Below are 16,262 nucleotides of genomic sequence, written 5' to 3'. Positions count from 1 at the left end.
TCCGCCCCGGCCCCCGGATGACCGGTATGGGGGGCCAGGGCGAGGCCCCTCAGTGGCTCGGCAGGTGGTCCATCGCGGCGGCTTCCTCGTAGGGCTGCACGACCACGAAGCCGCTGCCCTGGAAGGCCATCTGGAGGGTCTCGCCGCCCCCACGCCCGAACATGGAGCGCAGGTCCTGGCTCACGCGCAGGTCGGGGCGCAGGTTCTCGCTCCAGGCGATGGTGGCGTTGGGGTCGGTGAAGACCGGCTCCTGCGGCGTGACCCGCAGCGTCAGCGGCTGGCCGTGGCTCAGGAGGGCGACCATGCCGTGCCCGCGCACCTGCACGCTGAACATGCCGCCCGACACCATGCCCGCCACCGAGCGCTGCATGGTGATCTCGTGGGTCACGGTGTCCTCGAAGGCCAGCAGGTCCTTGCCGTTGACGTTCAGGGTGTCGCCCTGCAGCCGGATGATCGAGATTTCCTTGCCCTGGTCGGCGAGGTAGCACACGCCCTGGCCCTGGATGCTGACCAGCGGCCCCATCTCGCCGCTGCCCATGCGCATGGCGGCGCCCAGCAGCGAGCCCATCATGCCGCCGCCGCCCTGCCGCATGCCGCCCATGAGGTCGCTGAGGGTGCTGGCCCGCTGGAAGTCGAGGCGGCCCCGGTAGGCCACCATCGCCCCGAGCTTGCTCCAGACCCGGCCGTTGACCTTGACCTCCAGCATCTTGCTCGATTCCAGCTCGAACACGTCGCCGGGCCGGTCCTGCTCGGCGCTCGCGCGCAGGAAGTCCGACAGGCTGCTGCCCTGGCCCGACGGCGCGGCCCCGGTGGGAACGCCGGGGCCCGGAGCCGCCGGGGCAGGGGATACGGGGGCGCTCCAGGCCGGCGCGGCGGGCGGCACATGGGCCGGAGCTGCCGGGAGGGAGGCCGGGGCCGGGGCAACGGGCGACGGCGCGGCGGGCGTCTGGCTGCCGGCCACCTGTCCGCCGAAATACTCCAGCAGCGAGTCGAGGCCACCCTGGAAGCCCTGCGCGACGCCCGCGAGCCGCCACTCGCCGGAATGGCGGTACAGCTCGGCGATCATCAGGGCGCGCTCGGCCGTGAACTGGGTGCCCGTGAGGGGCACGGCGGCGCGCTCGGTGCCCTGGGCGTCCTGCACGCTCAGGCGCAGCTGGCCCAGGCGGCTCATGGGCTGCTGGTCGTGCGAGATCACGAAGACCAGCCGCTCGATCCCCGCCGGCAGCGCCGCGAGGTCGAGGTCGAAAGTCGCGTGGCCGTCCGCGAGCTGCAACGACACCTCGCGCCCCGGACTCTGGAGCTGGTTGTAGAAGACGAAATACCGGTCGTCGCGCAGCTTGCGCTCGCCGTCGAGGCCGAAGACGCTCACGTCGGCCTGCGGCAGGTCGTGCGTGACCTGCACGCGCAGGCGCGGCCCTGTCAGGAAATCGGACAACTTGCGTTTCTCGCCGGGTTGAAGCTGTGTCAAGGGAAACCTCGCGGGAGGGAACGGGGCCACCCCCTTCGGGCGGCCGGGCGACGGGCAGGGACTTCGGCCCAGTCTAGGCGATGACCCGGCCCGCCGCTGGGCCTGCCGCGCAGGGGAGAAGAGGCGGGGTCTGCTCTATGGTGGGCCGGTGACTGTTTCCGAACCGGCGGCCCCTGCCTGGCTGGACCTGCTCGACTGGCGTCGGCGGGTGGCCGACCTGTATGCCGAGGTGCGCGCCGGCCGCGCCCAGGACCCGGCCGGCGCGCACCGCCGCTGGGCCCAGGAGCGCAGCGAACTGTTCCGGAGTCACCCACAGACCCCGCTGCCCGAAGGGGCGCGCGCGGCCTTCGCGGGGCTGCCCGTCTGGCCCTACGACCCGGCGCTGGTGTTCGGGGCGCGGGTGCGCAGTCTCCCGGAAGAGCGCCTGACGGTCGCGTCCTCGACCGGCCAGGACCTCCCGCTCGTGCGGTTCGGCCGGGCCGAGTTCGGCGATCACGGGCTGGACCTGTACTGGATCGACGTATACGGCGGCGGGGTCTTCGTGCCGTTCCGGGACGCCACGAGCGGCCAGGAAAGCTACGGGGGCGGGCGTTACCTCCTCGACACCGTCAAGGGGGCCGACCTGGGCAGCACCGCGCGCGGGGACCTCGTGCTGGATTTCAATTTCGCCTACCATCCCTCCTGTTTCTACGACGCCCGCTGGAGCTGCCCACTCGCGCCGCCCGCCAACGTCCTGAAGTTCGCTGTGCGGGCCGGAGAGCGGGCGTCCCTGCCCCCGGCCCCGTAAACCGGCCCCAGGCCGGGGGTCATTCCGCTCCGGGGGCTTCGGCGTCCCCGAAGGCCCCGGGCGCGCCCTCCTGCCCGGCGTGCAGGGCCAGATACAGGCGGGCCACGAAGGCCGGATCGTTCAGGTCGCCGCCCAGCACCTCCTCGGTCCGGCGCAGGCGGTGACGCAGGGTGTTGATGTGGACGTTCAGGGCCTGCGCCAGGGCCCCGAGCGACCCCGGACGGCGCAGGTACTCGCGCAGGGTGTCTTCGAGCCGGCCGTCGTCCGCCGCGCGCAGCCGCCCCAGCACCTGTTCGGACAGGGTATGCAGCGCGCCGCTTTCCAGCAGGGTCTGAAAGGGGTCGAGCCGCTCGAAGGTCATCAGGCCACGGGGGGCGCGCACCTCCTGAAGGGCCTGGACCGCCTGCCCCAGCGCGGCGCGCACCGACGCGAAGCCGGGCTGCGGCGCGCTGATTCCCAGCGAGAACAGGGCCTCGGTGGCGCTCAGCAGGCCGCGGTGCAGCGCCGCCGCCTCGCGCGCGGAGTCCTGCCCCTGCCACAGCCACAGGGCCTTGTCGCCCCGCACGGTGGCCAGGCAGGGCAGGCGCTGGCCCTGGAGCTGCCCCTCGCCCACCGCGCACAGCAGGTCGAGCTGCTGGAGCCGGCGCTCGCGGGCGCTGCCGGTGCGGGGCATGGGGCCGCCGAGGCGCAGGGCCGCCAGCACGCAGGGGCCGCCGCCGGGCGCGCCGCTCAGGTCGCCGGCCAGCAGGGCCTCGAACTGCCGCTCGCCCGCCCGGCGGCGCGCCGCCCCCGCCGCCGCCGCCTGGAGTCGGGCCAGCCGCGCCTGCTCGGCCACCAGGGGCACGAGCGCCAGCCACTCCGGCGCGGCCTCCAGGGTCAGGCGGCCCACCGGGCGGCCCTCGTAGACCAGGCGCTGCTCGGCGCGGGCGGGCCCCGGCGTGCCCTGCTGCGCCACCACCTCGTCCCAGCTCGAATAGAGGGTGGCCCGGCCGCCCGTCACGGAGGCGAGCCACTGCGCCAGCGCGCGTTCGGGCTGCGCGCGCCCGGTCACGCCCCGCAGGTCGTCGAGCAGCAGGTTCAGGGCGGGCAGGTGGGGCCGCAGGTCGCCGGCCAGCCGCCGCAGGTAGGCCCGGCGCACGCGGGCGGGCGGCAGCGGGGCCGCAGCGGCCAGCGCGTCGGCCAGGGTGGGCAGCTCGGGGTCGGGGGTCGCCCGGCGCCGGGCCGGGCAGCCCCAGTTCGCGCCGCAGGGCACTCGTTCGGACCATGCCCGGACTGTAGCGCGCCCGCATTCACTCGCCATTGTCGAAATCCACAACGGGGGGCGTGGAGTCTGTGCGCTCCGGCCTTGTCCGGCCCTCCCCGGCCGCGTACCCTGGGGGAGTCACACAATCCGTTTCGGCCCGGCCCACCGCGCGGCTGGCCGCCCTGCCGGTGGCCCTGCCCGGCCGCCTTTCTGGAGGTTCCATGACCGTATCCGTACCTGTGCCGGCCCACGAGGCCCTGCGGCGCTCGCTGGCCCAGCGCCCCCTGCGCCATTTCATCGGCGGCGAGTGGGTGGACGCCGCCGGAGGCGAGACCTTCGGGGTCCAGACGCCGACCGACAACAGCCCCCTGACCCGCGCGGCCAGCGGCGACGCGCGCGACATCGACCGCGCGGCGCAGGCCGCCTGGGACGCCTTTCCGGCGTGGCGCGCGCTGGGCGGCAAGGCGCGGCGCAAACTGCTGTACCGCGTCGCCGACCTCATCGAGACGCGGGCCGAGGAAATCGCCGTGCTGGAGAGCCTGGACACCGGGCAACCCATCCGGTTCATGAAGTCGGCGGCGGTGCGCGCGGCCGAGAACTTCCGGTTCTTCGCCGACCGGGCCGAGGGCGCGCAGGACGGCCTGAGCCTGCCCACCCAGGGCTTCCTGAACTACACGGTCCGGCAGCCGGTCGGGCCGGTGGGCATCATCACGCCCTGGAACACGCCCTTCATGCTGAGCACCTGGAAGATCGCCCCGGCGCTGGCGGCCGGCTGCACGGTGGTCCACAAGCCCGCCGAGTGGAGTCCGGTGACAGCCACGGTGCTGGCCGAGATCATGCACGAGGCGGGGCTGCCGGCCGGCGTGGTGAACCTCGTTCACGGCTACGGCGAGACGGCGGGCAAGGCGCTGACCGAGCACCCGCACATCAAGGCCATCGCCTTCATCGGCGAGAGCCGCACCGGCAGCCTGATCCAGAAGCAGGGGGCCGACACCCTCAAGCGCGTGCACCTGGAACTCGGCGGCAAGAATCCGGTCGTGGTGTTCGCGGACGCGGACCTGGACCGGGCGCTCGACGCCGTGATCTTCATGCTCTACAGCCTCAACGGGCAGCGCTGCACGTCGTCGAGCCGCCTCCTGGTCGAGCGGGGCATCCACGACGCCTTCGTCGAGGGACTGCGGGAGCGCGTCGCGAACATCCGCGTGGGCGATCCGCTGGACCCCGCGACCGAGGTCGGGCCGCTCATCCACCCCCGGCAGTTCGAGAAGGTCTGCTCGTACTTCGACATCGCGCGTGAGGACGGCGCGGTGGTGGCGGTCGGCGGCGAGCGCATCGGGGACGTGGGGAACTACGTGCGCCCCACGCTGATCACGGGCGCGCGCACCGACATGCGGGTGGCGCAGGAGGAGATCTTCGGGCCGGTGCTGACCGTGTTGCCTTTCGACGACGAGGCGCAGGCACTGCACATCGCCAACGACGTGCCTTACGGGCTGGCCGCCTACCTCTGGACGAACGACCTGACGCGCGCGCATACCTTCGCGGCGGGCCTGGACGCCGGCATGATCTGGGTGAACTCGGAAAACGTGCGCCACCTGCCCACGCCCTTCGGCGGCATGAAGGCCAGCGGCATCGGGCGCGACGGCGGCGACTATTCCTTCGACTTCTACATGGAGACGAAAAACGTCGCCATCAACCTGGATGGGCACCGCGCCGCGCGGCTCGGCCTGCCCGGCAAGGAGGACTGACCATGGCCGCCCGCACCGGAGCGCAATTCCTGGAGCGTCTGCGCCGGCACGCGCCCAACCTGTACGTGGACGGCGCGCGCGTGGAGGACCCCACCACCCACCCCGCCACCCGCAACATCGCCGCGTCGCTGGCCGGGCTGTACGACCTGCAACACGACCCGCGCTGGCGCGACCTGCTCACCTTCGAGGAGGGGGGCGAGCGCTATGCCGCCGCCTTCATGGTGCCGCAGACGAAGGCCGACCTGCGCCGTATCGGCGAGGCGCACCGGGTCCGCGCGAACTACTCGCTGGGTACCCTGGGCCGCGCGCCCGACTACATGAACACCAACGTGATGGCCGCCGGGATGGCGAGCGCGTACTTCGCCCAGGGCGAGGCCGGCGGCGAGCCGGGGAGCGGGCGCGACTTCGCCGGGAACATGCGCCGCTATTTCGAGTACGTGCGCGACCACGACCTGTGCCTGACCCACGCCCTGACCAACCCGCAGGTGAACCGGGGCAAACAGGCCTCCGAGCTGCCCGACCCCTACATCGCCATGGGCATCGTCGAGGAGACCGAGGCGGGGGTGGTCGTGCGCGGCGCGCGGATGCTCGCCACGCTGCCCATCGCCGACGAGATCCTGATCTTCCCGTCCACCGTCATCAAGGAAAATGGCGACCGCAGCCGCTACGCGGTGGGTTTCGGGCTGCCGACCGACACGCCGGGCCTGTACTTCCAGTGCCGTGAGCCCTTCGACCTGGGGCGGGATGTCGAGGACCATCCGCTGTCGAGCCGCTTCGACGAGCAGGACGCCTTCGTGATCTTCGACGACGTGCTCGTGCCCTGGGAACGTGTGTTCCTGATGTATGACATGACCCTCGCCAACCAGGCCTATGCCAGGACGGACGCCGTGCTGCACATGGCCTACCAGGTCGTGAACCAGAAGGTCGCCAAGACCGAGGCCTTCCTGGGCGTCGCGCAGGGCATCGTCGAGACGGTCGGCAGCGGGCAGTTCCAGCACGTGCAGGCGAAGGTCAGCGAGATCATCGTGACGCTGGAGATCATGAAGGCGCTGGAGGTAGCGGCCGTCGAGGGGGCCGAACTTAACGCCTACGGCGTGATGACCCCGGCGCGCGGGCCGCTGGACGCCGCGCGCAACTACTACCCGGCGATCTACCCGCGCCTGAACGAGATCATCCAGCTGCTGGGCGCGTCGGGGATCATCATGATGCCGGGCAAGGCCGACCGCGAGGGCCCGCTGGGCGCCTTCATCGAGAAGCATCTCCAGGCGACGAACGCCAGCGCCGAGGAGCGCCTCAAGCTCTTCCGGCTCGCCTGGGACCTGACCCTGAGCAGCTTCGGCGCGCGCCAGAACCTCTACGAGAAGCACTTCTTCGGCGACCCTGTCCGGATGTCGAGCGCGCTGTACGAGGTCTACGACAAGCGGCCCTACGTCGAGCGCATCCGGCAGTTCCTGAACCGGCCCCAGCCCGTGGCGGCCGACTGATGGCTCCTTCTGTCGACCGCCCGAACGTCATCCGCATCGCGCACGGCGTGTTCTACGTGACGGACCTGGAGAGATCGCGGCACTTCTACGTCGAGCTGCTGGGCCTGAACGTCGTCCACGAGACGCCCGGCGCCCTGTACCTGCGCGCCAACGAGGACCGCGAGTGGACCCTGAAACTGGAACTCGCCCCCGAGGCGGGCGTGAAGCACCTCGCCTACCGCGTGGGCACCCCGGACGACCTGGAGGCCGCCGCGCGCTTCCTGGACGCCCAGGGACTGCCCTGGCGCTGGGAGACCGAGCACGACCGGCCCCGGCTCCTGCGCTTTCAGGACCCCTACGGCGTGCCGGTGGCCTTCTACGCCGAGTCGGTCAAGCACCCCTGGCACCTCCAGGACTACCACCTGCACCGGGGGGCGGGCTTGCAGCGCATCGACCACATCAACGTGATGACGCCCGACGTGGAGGGCGTGATGCGCTGGTACATGGACGAGTTGGGCTTCCGGCTCAGCGAGTTCACCGAGGACGAGCAGGGCCGCGTGTGGGCCGCCTGGATCCAGCGCCGGGGCAGCGTCCACGACCTCGCCCTCACGAACGGCACGGGGCCGAGGCTGCACCACTTCGCCTACTGGATGCCCGACATGCAGAGCATCATCCGGACCTGCGACATCCTGGCGGGCGCGCGGATGCCCGAGGCCATCGAGCGCGGGCCGGGGCGCCACGGCGTCTCCAACGCGTTTTTCCTGTACATCCGCGACCCGGACGGCCACCGCATCGAGCTGTACACGAGCGACTACCTGACCGTGGACCCCGACTTCGAGCCGATCCGCTGGGCGCTCGACGATCCCCGCCGCCAGACGCTGTGGGGGGCCAAGACGCCCCGCAGCTGGTTCGAGGAAGGCTCGCTGCTCGAAGCCTACGGCGGCGGCTGGGCCGAGCCCAAGGAAGGCGAGCTGCGGGGCCTGCCGGTCCACGTGATCTGACCGGGCAGCTCCGCCCTGCCCTCCGCCCTACCTCCCTCTCCCCAAAGGTCCAGCCATGAAAACCGCACGCTTTTTTTCCCGAGGCCGCCAGCACAGCGGCACTCTCCAGGGCGACGTCCTGCTCGACGCGGCCGGCGAGGCCCACCACCCCGACGAGGTGCAGTTCCTGCTGCCCGTCACGCCCGGCAAGGTCATTGCGCTCGCGCTGAACTACGCCGACCATGTGGCCGAGCTGGGGTTCAAGCAGCCCGAGGAACCGGTGATGTTCCTCAAGCCCAACACCAGCCTGCTGCCGCACCGGGGCACCGTGGAGTACCCGCGCGGCGCGCAGTTCATGCACTACGAGGTCGAACTGGGCATCGTGATCGGGCGCGACGCCCGGCGTGTGAAGGCCAGGGACGCAGACGCCTACATCGGCGGCTACACCATCGCCAACGACCTCGTGGTCCGCGACTACGTGAGCAACTACTACCGCCCCCCCATGCGCGCCAAGGGCTGGGACACCTTCGGGCCGCTGGGGCCGTATCTGGTGACGCCCGACGAGGTGCCCGACCCCTACGCCCTCGGGCTGCGCGCCTTCGTGAACGGCGAGCTGCGTCAGGAGGGCAACACCCGCGACATGATCCTGCGGGGGCCGGAGCTGATCGAGTTCATGTCACGCTTCATGACCCTCCAGGCCGGGGACATCATCCTGACCGGCACGCCCAAGGGGGTCAGCCACGTGCGGCCCGGCGACGTGATGCGCCTGGAAATCGACGGCCTGGGCGCGCTGGAAAACCCGGTGGCCCTGGAAGACGAGAGCGCCGAGCCGCTGATCGCCCAGGAAGGCGCGCGGCAGTAGGGCGCCCTGCCCGAACGAAGGCGCCAGGGATGCTGTGGCCCAGGAACCGTCCTGGCAGGCCGGGTTCTTCGAATTTCCTCCTTCCGTCTGGCCGAAAAGACGCCTGCCCGTCATCCTTTCGGCAGATGTTCTAGCCTGGAGTCCCGATGCCTCACCTGACCGTCGAGTACACCGACAACCTGGGCGACGACGCCCGCATCCCCGAGCTGCTGGAGGCCCTGCACGGCGTGCTGCTCGCGCGCCCGGAAGTGTTCCCGGTAGGCGGCGTCCGCACACGCGCGCTGCGACTCGAGGAGTACCGCGTGGCCGACGGGCAGGCCGACGACGCCTTCGTGCACCTCACCCTCAAGATCGGGGCGGGGCGCAGTGAGGAGGTCCGGCAGGCGGTCGGCGACGAGCTGTTCGGGGCGCTCAAGGCCCACTTTGCCGACGCCTTCGCCCGGCGTTTTCTGGCCCTCTCGCTGGAGATGCAGGAATTCAGCGAGGCGGGCACCTGGAAACACAACAACATCCACGCGCGCTTCAGGCGCTGATTCCCGGAGACCCATGCGGAAGAGGACGGAGGCAATTGTGTTGACCGAGCAGAGCGAGAAATCGAAAACGGATGTTGTCCTGGGAACGGAGATTCATCCCGCCGTCTGGGATCAATCGCCATGGTAGGGACGATGTCCTTGACCGGTGCCCAACTGCAGGACGCCGCCGCCCGGCTGGACGAGGCCGAGCGCACCCGCACGCCGCTGCGGCAGTTCTCGCGCGAGTTTCCGGACATGACCATCGACGACGCCTACGCCGTGCAGCGCGCCTGGGTGGACCTCAAGCTCGCGCGCGGCGAGGCGGTGTACGGCCACAAGATCGGGCTGACCTCGCGCGCCATGCAGCTCTCGTCGAACATCTCCGAACCCGACTACGGCGTGCTGCTGGAGAGCATGGTCTTTGCCGAGGGCACCGAGATTCCGGCCTCGCGCTTCCTGACCCCCAAGGTCGAGGTCGAGCTGGCTTTCCTGCTGGAACGCGACCTGAGCGGCCCGGGCTGCACCGTGTTCGACGTGCTGGCGGCGACCGCCTGGGTGGTCCCCGCCATCGAGATCATCGACGCGCGCATCGAGCGCCTGGACCGCGACACGGGCGCGACCCGCAAGGTCTTCGACACCATCAGCGACAACGCGGCGAACGCGGGCATCGTGCTGGGTGGCCGCCCCGTGCGCCCGCACGACGTGGACCTGCGCTGGGTGGGTGCGCTGCTCTACCGCAACGGCGTGATCGAGGAAACCGGCGTGGCGGCGGGCGTCCTGAACCACCCGGCGAACGGCGTGGCGTGGCTCGCCAACAAGCTGCACCCATACGGCGTGACCCTGAGGGCCGGGCAGGTCATCCTGGCGGGGTCGTTCACGCGGCCGGTGGACGCGCGCCCCGGCGACACCTTCCACGCCGACTACGGCCCGCTGGGCGGCGTGGCCTTCCGGTTCGGCGCATGACCGATCTCGCCAATCCCTTCAAGGCCGCGCTGGCCCGTCAGGAGCCGCAGATCGGGCTGTGGCTGGGGCTGGCCGACCCCTACCCCGCCGAGATCTGCGCGGGGGCGGGCTTCGACTGGCTGCTCGTGGACGGCGAACACGCGCCTAACGACGTGCGCAGCACCCTGGGCATCCTTCAGGCGCTGGCCGCCTACCCGGTCACGCCGGTCGTGCGGCCGGTGGTGGGCGAAACCTGGCTCGTCAAGCAGTACCTCGACCTGGGCGTGCAGACCCTGCTGATTCCGATGGTTGAGACGGCCGAGCAGGCGCGCGCCCTGGTCGCCGCCACCCGTTACCCGCCGCGCGGTGTGCGGGGCGTGGGCAGCGCCCTGGCGCGCGCCTCGCGCTGGAACGCGGTGCCGGACTACCTGACGCGGGCCGACGACCAGATCTGCCTGCTCGTGCAGATCGAGAGCCGCGCCGGGCTGGCGAATCTGGACGAGATCGCGGCGGTTCAGGGCGTGGACGGCCTGTTCATCGGCCCGGCCGACCTGAGCGCCAGCCTGGGCCACCTGGGGCAGCCGGGGCACCCCGAGGTGCAGACGGCCATCGCGGACGCCGTGCGCCGCATCCGCGCGGCGGGCAAGGCGGCGGGCATCCTCCAGAGCGGCGAGGCGCAGGCCCGCGCGGCGCTGGACGCGGGCTGCACCTTCGTCGCTGTGGGGGTGGACACCAGCCTGCTCGCCGGGGCCGCCTCGGCGCTCGCGGGCCGCTTCGGGCGCGGCCGCGCCGTGGAAGCTGCGCCGGGGCCGGACCTGCCGCGCCGGGGCGACGACGTGTACTGACCCGGAGGAGGGGGAGGCCGTGTCTTTTCCGCCCCCCAGCTCCCAGTCAGCCCAGTCCCCAGTCAGCCCAGTCCGAGCGCCCGGGCCAGATACGGGGCGGTGCGGCTCCCCGGCACGCGGGCCACCTCGGCGGGCGGGCCCTGCGCGACCACCCGGCCGCCCTCCTCGCCCGCGCCGGGGCCGATGTCGAGTACCCAGTCGCTCCCGGTCACGACCTGGAGGTCGTGTTCGACGGCGATCACGGTGTGGCCCGCCTCGACCAGCCGCGCGAGTTGCCGGGTCAGGCGCTCGACATCGGCGGGGTGCAGGCCGGTCGTCGGCTCGTCGAGGATATAGACCGCGTGGCCGCGCGCCGCGCGCTGCAACTCTGTCGCCAGCTTGATGCGCTGCGCCTCGCCGCCCGAGAGCTCGGTGGCGGGCTGCCCCAGCCGCAGGTAGCCCAGCCCCACCTCGCGCAGCGTGTCGAGCGCCTGGAAGATGGGACGCTCGTCCCCGAAAAAGGTGTGGGCCGTGTCCACCGTCATGCCGAGCACGTCCGCGATGGTCTGGCCCCGGACCTCGACCTCCAGCGTCTCGGCGTTGTAGCGTGCGCCATGGCATACCGGGCAGGGCGCGTACACGCTCGGCAGGAACAGCAGTTCGACCATCACCCAGCCCTCGCCCTGGCAGTGCTCGCAGCGCCCGCCCTTCACGTTGAAGGAGAAGCGGCCCGCACTGTATTTGCGCTTCTTCGCCAGCGGCGCCGCCGCGAAGAGCTTGCGCACGTGGTCGAACAGTCCGGTATATGTCGCCATGTTGCTGCGCGGCGTACGCCCGATGGGCTTCTGGTCCACCCGCACGAGCCGCGAGAGCGTGCCCACGTCGCCGCCCAGACGCGCGGTGGCGGCCGGCACGTCGTCGCCTTCTTCCTCCACATCCTCCGCCCCGGGCGCCGCGCCCTGCCCGAAGTGCGCCGCGAGGGTCTGCGCCAGCACCTGACTGACCAGCGTGGACTTGCCCGACCCCGACACGCCGGTCACGCAGGTCAGCACCCCGAGCGGAAAGCGCACGCTCAGGTCCCGCAGGTTGTGGCGCGTCACGCTGCTCAGTTCCAGCCAGCCCGACGGTGCGCGCGGTTCGTGCGGCCCGGCCCGCGTGTCCCGGAAGAGGTAGGCGGCGGTCTGCGACCCTTCCACGTCCCGCAGGCCCTCCGGCGGCCCGCTGTAGAGGATCTCGCCGCCGCCCTCGCCCGCCCCCGGCCCCACGTCCACCAGCCAGTCGGCGCGGCGCACCACGTCCAGGTCGTGCTCGACGACGAACAGCGAGTTGCCCGCCGCCTTCAGGCCGCCCAGCGCCGAGAGCAGCGCCTCGGTGTCGGCGGGGTGCAGCCCGGCGGACGGCTCGTCGAGCACGTACACCACCCCGAACAGGTTGGAGTAGAGCTGCGTGGCGAGGCGCAGGCGCTGCAACTCGCCCGGCGAGAGGCTGGGGGTGGTGCGCTCGAAGTGCAGGTAGCCCAGCCCCAGCCGCAGCAGCACGTCCAGCCGCGCGGCGAGGTCGGCGGCCAGGCGCTGCGCGGCGACGGCGACCTCGGGCCGCTCGCGCACGCGCCGGGCGTGGCCTTCCTCGCGGCCCTCGGCCACCGGGCGCAGCAGCTCGGCCACCTGCGTCAGCGGCAGGCGCGAGAAGTCGGTGATGTCATACCCGGCAAAGGTCACCGCCAGCGCCTCGGGCCGCAGCCGCTTGCCGTGGCACACCGGGCAGACGGTCTCGATCATGTAGGCCTGCACGCGCTTTTTCATGGCCGCGCTCTCGGTGGTGGCGAAGGTGTGCAGCACGTGGCGCCGCGCGCTGCTGAAGGTGCCCATGTAATCGGGCGGCGCCTGTCGCCCCACCGCCCGCCGGGTCGCCTCGGGCGTGAGGCCGGGGTACACCGGCACCACCGGCTGCTCGTCGCTGAAGAGGATCCAGTCGCGGGTGTCCCGGGGCAGGTCGCGCCAGGGCACGTCCACGTCGATGCCCAGCGACACCAGGATGTCGCGCTGGTTCTGCCCGCCCCAGGCCTGCGGCCACGCGGCGACCGCCCGCTCGCGGATGGTCAGCGCGGAGTCGGGGACCATCGAGGCCTCGGTGACCTCGTACACCCGGCCCAGGCCGTGGCACTCGGGGCAGGCCCCCTCGGGCGTGTTGGGCGAGAAACCTTCGGCGTACACGATGCCCTGGCCCTCGGGGTAGTCCCCGGCGCGCGAGTACAGCATCCGCACGAGGTTCGACAGGGTGGTGACGCTGCCCACCGACGAGCGGGCCGTGGGTGCGCCGCGCTGCTGTTGCAGGGCGACCGCCGGGGGCAGGCCCTCGACCGCGTCCACGTCCGGCGCACCGACCTGATGGAACAGGCGCCGGGCGTAGGGCGACACCGATTCGAGGTAACGACGCTGCGCCTCGGCGTACAGCGTGCCGAAGGCCAGCGACGACTTGCCCGACCCCGACACCCCGGTAAAGACCACCAGGGCGTCGCGCGGCACCTCCACCGAGATGTCCTTGAGGTTGTGCTCGCGTGCCCCGCGCACCCGCACGAAGCCGGAAAAGCCTGGATGGTCGGTCATGACCCCGCAGTATGGCCAGCGGGGTCAGGGGAGGCGGAGACTCTGAAGGTTGACTGAAATCCCTGTACGCGGGTCCGGCGGGCTACTTCAGGAGGACCGGCTGGGCATCCACCTTCAGGCGCATCAGGGTGTAGGGTTTGACCCGCAGGTCCTGCCCGAAGTGGTAGCCGCCCTGGCGGTTGAGCTGGTTGTTGATGACGTACAGGTAGCCGCCGTGCAGCGCCAGGGTGTCGGGCCAGATCAGCCGGGGGTCGCGTGCCAGGGTCTGGAACTCGCCGGTCGGCAGGCGGCGCGTCAGGGCGCTCTGCTCGTAGTTGGTGATGTAGATGCGGCCTAGGGTGTCCTCGGCCAGCCCGTCGGCGGCGCCCTTCTCGCCCAGGTCCTTGACCTGCGCCTTGACGGCGGCGTCGCTCAGGGTCTCGTCGCGCAGGGCCGCCGTGGGCACGGCGTACAGGCGGCGCGAGGCGGTCGGTGCGTAGTACAGCGTGGCGCCGTCCGGGCTGATGGCGAGGCTGTCGGCCCCGAAGCCCAGGAAGGTCGCCGGGCCGCCCCTGGGCCGCTGGAACAGCGCCTGACCCTCGACGTAGGGTACGAACTGCGGCGTGGGCAGCACGGTCGAGTCGCCGGTCAGCTTGCGCCACGAGCGGCCCGAGGCGAGGTCCACCATGATCAGACCGCCGCCCGACTTGGCCCCCGAGTCCACGATGTAGGCCACGCCGTCCGCGCCCTGGCGCAGGTCGATGCGCAGGTCGTTGAGGTAGGTGTTGGGCAGCACCACGTTCGCCGGAAAACGGATCGTCTTGACGACCTGATTCGTGCGCGTGTCGATGCCGACCAGCTTGGCCGCGTCCTGGCTCACGACCGGCCCGAGATTGATGGTCCCGGTGTCGAGGACCCACAGACGGTCCTTGCCGTCCACCAGCAGGCCCTGCACACCCACGAAGGTGCTGGCGCGCAGGCCAGGGTTCATGGTGTTGATGGCGACGTTGGGGTAGGGCACCTCGCGCCCGTCCACGATCTCCGCGATGGAAAACGGCACCTTGTCCTCCCAGGTGGGATAGGACACGAACACGCGCCCCTGCGAGTTCAGGGTGACGCCCACCGGCATATGCCCGAAGAAGCGGTGGACGACCTCGAGCTGGCCTCCCTGGACAGTGGGCACGGTCGGCAGGGCGGTGGGCGCAGCCTGTCCGGAGGCGGCGGCGACAGTGAGGACGGAAAGCAGGGTCAGGGCGGCGAGGCTTCTATGCATGGGGAGTCCTTTTTCGCGGCAGCGAAGGCCCCCAGCATGCGCAGGGCGCGCCGTCCAGCCGATGAAGCCGGGATTGAGGGAACAGTGATCTGTAAGGTCTTCATGAGGACCGCGAAACGTCCGGCCGCTCCGGTCCCGCCATACTCCGGGCATGTCTGAGGCCCTCGACACCGTCTGGACCCGCCTCGAAGCGTGGCTGACCACGCATTTCCTGCCGGTGGTGCAGCGCGGCGCCCCGCAGGCCACACTCGCCCAAATTCTGCGCCCCGGCCTGTCGCCGGAAGCGGTCGGGGCGGCAGAGGCCCGCTTCGGGTTTCCCTTTCCGGCCGACTTCCGCGCCTCGCTGCTGCGCCACGACGGCGCCGCCTTCTGGCCCGGCACCGAGGATTTCCTGACCCTGGAAGCCGCCTGGGAGGACACGCGGATGCACCGGGAAGTGCTGGCCGGGCGCGCCGCCGGCCAGGGTCCCGAGATCACCGTGGACGGGGTACGGCAGGTGTGGTGGGACGCGGGCTGGTGGAGCCTGCACAGCGACGGTGGGGGAGGTGGCCTCGTCCTCGACGCCCGGCCCCCCGAGGGCGGCGTGCCCGGGCAGGTGCTCGACTTCGACCACGAGACGACCGACCGGCCACGCCGGTTCGTCAGCTTCACCGCCTACCTGGAGGCCACGCTCGCGCGGCTGGAAGCCGGCTGGTACGTGGCGTCCGAGTGGCTCACGCCGCGCAACCTGCTGTCGCCCGATCACCCGGCGTACACGGAAGACGACTACGCGACCTGGCAGGCCCGGCAGCCCCGCTAGGCGGGGGATCAGTTCCCCGTGCCGCCGAGCCAGGTGGGCGAGGCTTCAAGTGGGGCGGGTCGCCCGGTCGTGCTCCCGATCTGGAGGACGCGCCCCACCTCGGCCGACTCCAGGGTCCGGTACATGGTTTCCAGCACGTGGTAGGCCAGCTCGCCGCTGGCACGGTGCGGCCGGTTCCGCGCGGCGGCGTCCAGCAGGTCCGCGAGCCCGATGCCCCGCGCGTTCTCCTGAAAAGGCCGGGTCAGCGCCAGGTCTTCCCAGACGTCGCTGCCCCGGCGCTTCAGGCGCAGCGGTCCGCCGAAGGTGTTAGGGTCGGGCAGACTGAGGGTGCCCTCGGTGCCGTAGAGCTCCATGCGCGGCAGTTCGCTGCCCGCCACGTCGAAACTGGCGATGAAGGTGGCGGTGACCTCCGCGCCGGCCGCGCCCTCCCCGAAGCCGAGCTGCGCGGTGACGTGCGTGGGGGTATTGACCGGAATCCGCTCGCCCCGGCGGCTCTCATGGCCGGCGACACGCTCGCTCAGGGCGCGGGTGGCGTGCCCGCCCACCTGCCGCACCGGTCCCAGCAGGTTGACCAGGGCGGTCAGGTAGTACGGTCCCATGTCGAACAGCGGCCCGGCCCCCGGCTGGTAGAAGAACTGCGGGTTGGGGTGCCAGCCTTCGGGGCCGCCGCTCATCATGAAGGCGGTGGCGGCGACGGGCCGGCCGATGAGGCCGCTGTCCAGCAGCTCGCGCGCCGTCTGGTGCCCCGCCCCCAGGAAGGTGTCGGGCGCGCAGCCCAC

14 protein-coding genes (1 of these 14 running past the window's edge) are annotated in these 16,262 nt (G+C 71.7%); 9 read left to right on the top strand and 5 right to left on the bottom strand.

Going from position 1 to position 16,262, the window contains the following annotated elements; all coding sequences use genetic code 11:
• Window positions 1-49 precede the first annotated feature (49 nt).
• Complete coding sequence (locus DGO_RS24785; protein ID WP_083847180.1) at window positions 50-1,468, bottom strand: AIM24 family protein; 1,419 nt, start codon at window positions 1,466-1,468, stop codon at window positions 50-52.
• Between the two features lie 148 nt (window positions 1,469-1,616).
• Here DGO_RS24785 and DGO_RS02835 point away from each other — a divergent pair, with 148 nt between their 5' ends.
• Window positions 1,617-2,255 carry a DUF1684 domain-containing protein gene (locus DGO_RS02835; RefSeq protein ID WP_043800790.1) on the top strand — a complete coding sequence of 213 codons (639 nt, stop codon included), beginning with the start codon at window positions 1,617-1,619 and terminating at the stop codon, window positions 2,253-2,255.
• Window positions 2,256-2,274: 19 nt separating this feature from the next.
• Here the strand turns inward: DGO_RS02835 and DGO_RS24585 are convergent, their stop codons facing one another.
• Window positions 2,275-3,507 carry a PucR family transcriptional regulator gene (locus DGO_RS24585; RefSeq protein ID WP_050920658.1) on the bottom strand — a complete coding sequence of 411 codons (1,233 nt, stop codon included), beginning with the start codon at window positions 3,505-3,507 and terminating at the stop codon, window positions 2,275-2,277.
• A 212-nt stretch (window positions 3,508-3,719) separates the two neighbouring features.
• Between DGO_RS24585 and hpaE the strand changes: the two genes are divergently transcribed.
• The 7 genes from hpaE (at window position 3,720) to hpaI (ending at window position 10,847) form a co-directional block, all read left to right on the top strand.
• Window positions 3,720-5,243 (top strand): 5-carboxymethyl-2-hydroxymuconate semialdehyde dehydrogenase, encoded by a 1,524-nt coding sequence (gene hpaE, locus DGO_RS02825; RefSeq protein ID WP_043800788.1) that lies wholly within the window; start codon window positions 3,720-3,722, stop codon window positions 5,241-5,243.
• Between the two features lie 2 nt (window positions 5,244-5,245).
• The gene (hpaB, locus tag DGO_RS02820; RefSeq protein ID WP_043800787.1) at window positions 5,246-6,727 is read left to right on the top strand and encodes a 4-hydroxyphenylacetate 3-monooxygenase, oxygenase component; all 1,482 of its coding nucleotides are present in this window, start codon (window positions 5,246-5,248) and stop codon (window positions 6,725-6,727) included.
• Entirely contained in the window at window positions 6,727-7,707 is a 981-nt protein-coding gene (hpaD, locus tag DGO_RS02815; RefSeq protein WP_043800785.1) for a 3,4-dihydroxyphenylacetate 2,3-dioxygenase, read from the top strand. The genes hpaB and hpaD overlap by 1 nt, the downstream gene beginning before the upstream one ends.
• A gap of 55 nt (window positions 7,708-7,762) precedes the next feature.
• Window positions 7,763-8,548 carry a fumarylacetoacetate hydrolase family protein gene (locus tag DGO_RS02810; RefSeq protein WP_014683970.1) on the top strand — a complete coding sequence of 262 codons (786 nt, stop codon included), beginning with the start codon at window positions 7,763-7,765 and terminating at the stop codon, window positions 8,546-8,548.
• Between the two features lie 146 nt (window positions 8,549-8,694).
• Complete coding sequence (locus DGO_RS02805; RefSeq protein WP_014683969.1) at window positions 8,695-9,081, top strand: 5-carboxymethyl-2-hydroxymuconate Delta-isomerase; 387 nt, start codon at window positions 8,695-8,697, stop codon at window positions 9,079-9,081.
• A gap of 132 nt (window positions 9,082-9,213) precedes the next feature.
• Complete coding sequence (hpaH, locus tag DGO_RS02800) at window positions 9,214-10,023, top strand: 2-oxo-hept-4-ene-1,7-dioate hydratase (RefSeq protein WP_043800783.1); 810 nt, start codon at window positions 9,214-9,216, stop codon at window positions 10,021-10,023.
• The gene (hpaI, locus tag DGO_RS02795; protein WP_050920657.1) at window positions 10,020-10,847 is read left to right on the top strand and encodes a 4-hydroxy-2-oxoheptanedioate aldolase; all 828 of its coding nucleotides are present in this window, start codon (window positions 10,020-10,022) and stop codon (window positions 10,845-10,847) included. Before hpaH ends, hpaI begins: the two co-directional genes overlap by 4 nt.
• Before the next feature lie 62 nt (window positions 10,848-10,909).
• On the opposite strand, the gene DGO_RS02790 is transcribed toward hpaI, so the two are convergent.
• Window positions 10,910-13,432, bottom strand: a complete 2,523-nt coding sequence (locus tag DGO_RS02790; RefSeq protein ID WP_043800781.1) for an excinuclease ABC subunit UvrA — start codon at window positions 13,430-13,432, stop codon at window positions 10,910-10,912.
• Window positions 13,433-13,514: 82 nt separating this feature from the next.
• Complete coding sequence (locus DGO_RS02785; RefSeq protein WP_014683965.1) at window positions 13,515-14,684, bottom strand: L-dopachrome tautomerase-related protein; 1,170 nt, start codon at window positions 14,682-14,684, stop codon at window positions 13,515-13,517.
• A gap of 151 nt (window positions 14,685-14,835) precedes the next feature.
• Here DGO_RS02785 and DGO_RS02780 point away from each other — a divergent pair, with 151 nt between their 5' ends.
• The gene (locus DGO_RS02780) at window positions 14,836-15,483 is read left to right on the top strand and encodes an SMI1/KNR4 family protein (protein WP_014683964.1); all 648 of its coding nucleotides are present in this window, start codon (window positions 14,836-14,838) and stop codon (window positions 15,481-15,483) included.
• An 8-nt stretch (window positions 15,484-15,491) separates the two neighbouring features.
• Here the strand turns inward: DGO_RS02780 and DGO_RS24580 are convergent, their stop codons facing one another.
• A protein-coding gene (locus DGO_RS24580) for a Gfo/Idh/MocA family protein (protein ID WP_014683963.1) crosses the window boundary here: on the bottom strand, window positions 15,492-16,262 show its 3' portion. 342 nt of this gene lie beyond the right edge of the window; only the last 771 of its 1,113 coding nucleotides appear in the window; its start codon lies beyond the right edge, outside the window; it ends in the stop codon at window positions 15,492-15,494.

It is taken from the genome of Deinococcus gobiensis I-0 (assembly GCF_000252445.1).
Lineage (GTDB): Bacteria > Deinococcota > Deinococci > Deinococcales > Deinococcaceae > Deinococcus > Deinococcus gobiensis.
The sequence above is the reverse complement of the archived record's forward strand: the minus strand, read 5'-3'. Positions and strand labels throughout refer to the sequence as shown.

Coding starts and splice junctions, on each gene's coding strand:
- hpaH (WP_043800783.1), top strand. CDS start 9,214: ATGTCCTTGACCGGTGCCCAACTGCAGGACGCCGCCGCCCGGCTGGAC.
- DGO_RS02790 (WP_043800781.1), bottom strand. CDS start 13,432: ATGACCGACCATCCAGGCTTTTCCGGCTTCGTGCGGGTGCGCGGGGCA.
- hpaE (WP_043800788.1), top strand. CDS start 3,720: ATGACCGTATCCGTACCTGTGCCGGCCCACGAGGCCCTGCGGCGCTCG.
- DGO_RS02810 (WP_014683970.1), top strand. CDS start 7,763: ATGAAAACCGCACGCTTTTTTTCCCGAGGCCGCCAGCACAGCGGCACT.
- hpaI (WP_050920657.1), top strand. CDS start 10,020: ATGACCGATCTCGCCAATCCCTTCAAGGCCGCGCTGGCCCGTCAGGAG.
- DGO_RS02785 (WP_014683965.1), bottom strand. CDS start 14,684: ATGCATAGAAGCCTCGCCGCCCTGACCCTGCTTTCCGTCCTCACTGTC.
- hpaD (WP_043800785.1), top strand. CDS start 6,727: ATGGCTCCTTCTGTCGACCGCCCGAACGTCATCCGCATCGCGCACGGC.
- DGO_RS02780 (WP_014683964.1), top strand. CDS start 14,836: ATGTCTGAGGCCCTCGACACCGTCTGGACCCGCCTCGAAGCGTGGCTG.
- DGO_RS02805 (WP_014683969.1), top strand. CDS start 8,695: ATGCCTCACCTGACCGTCGAGTACACCGACAACCTGGGCGACGACGCC.
- hpaB (WP_043800787.1), top strand. CDS start 5,246: ATGGCCGCCCGCACCGGAGCGCAATTCCTGGAGCGTCTGCGCCGGCAC.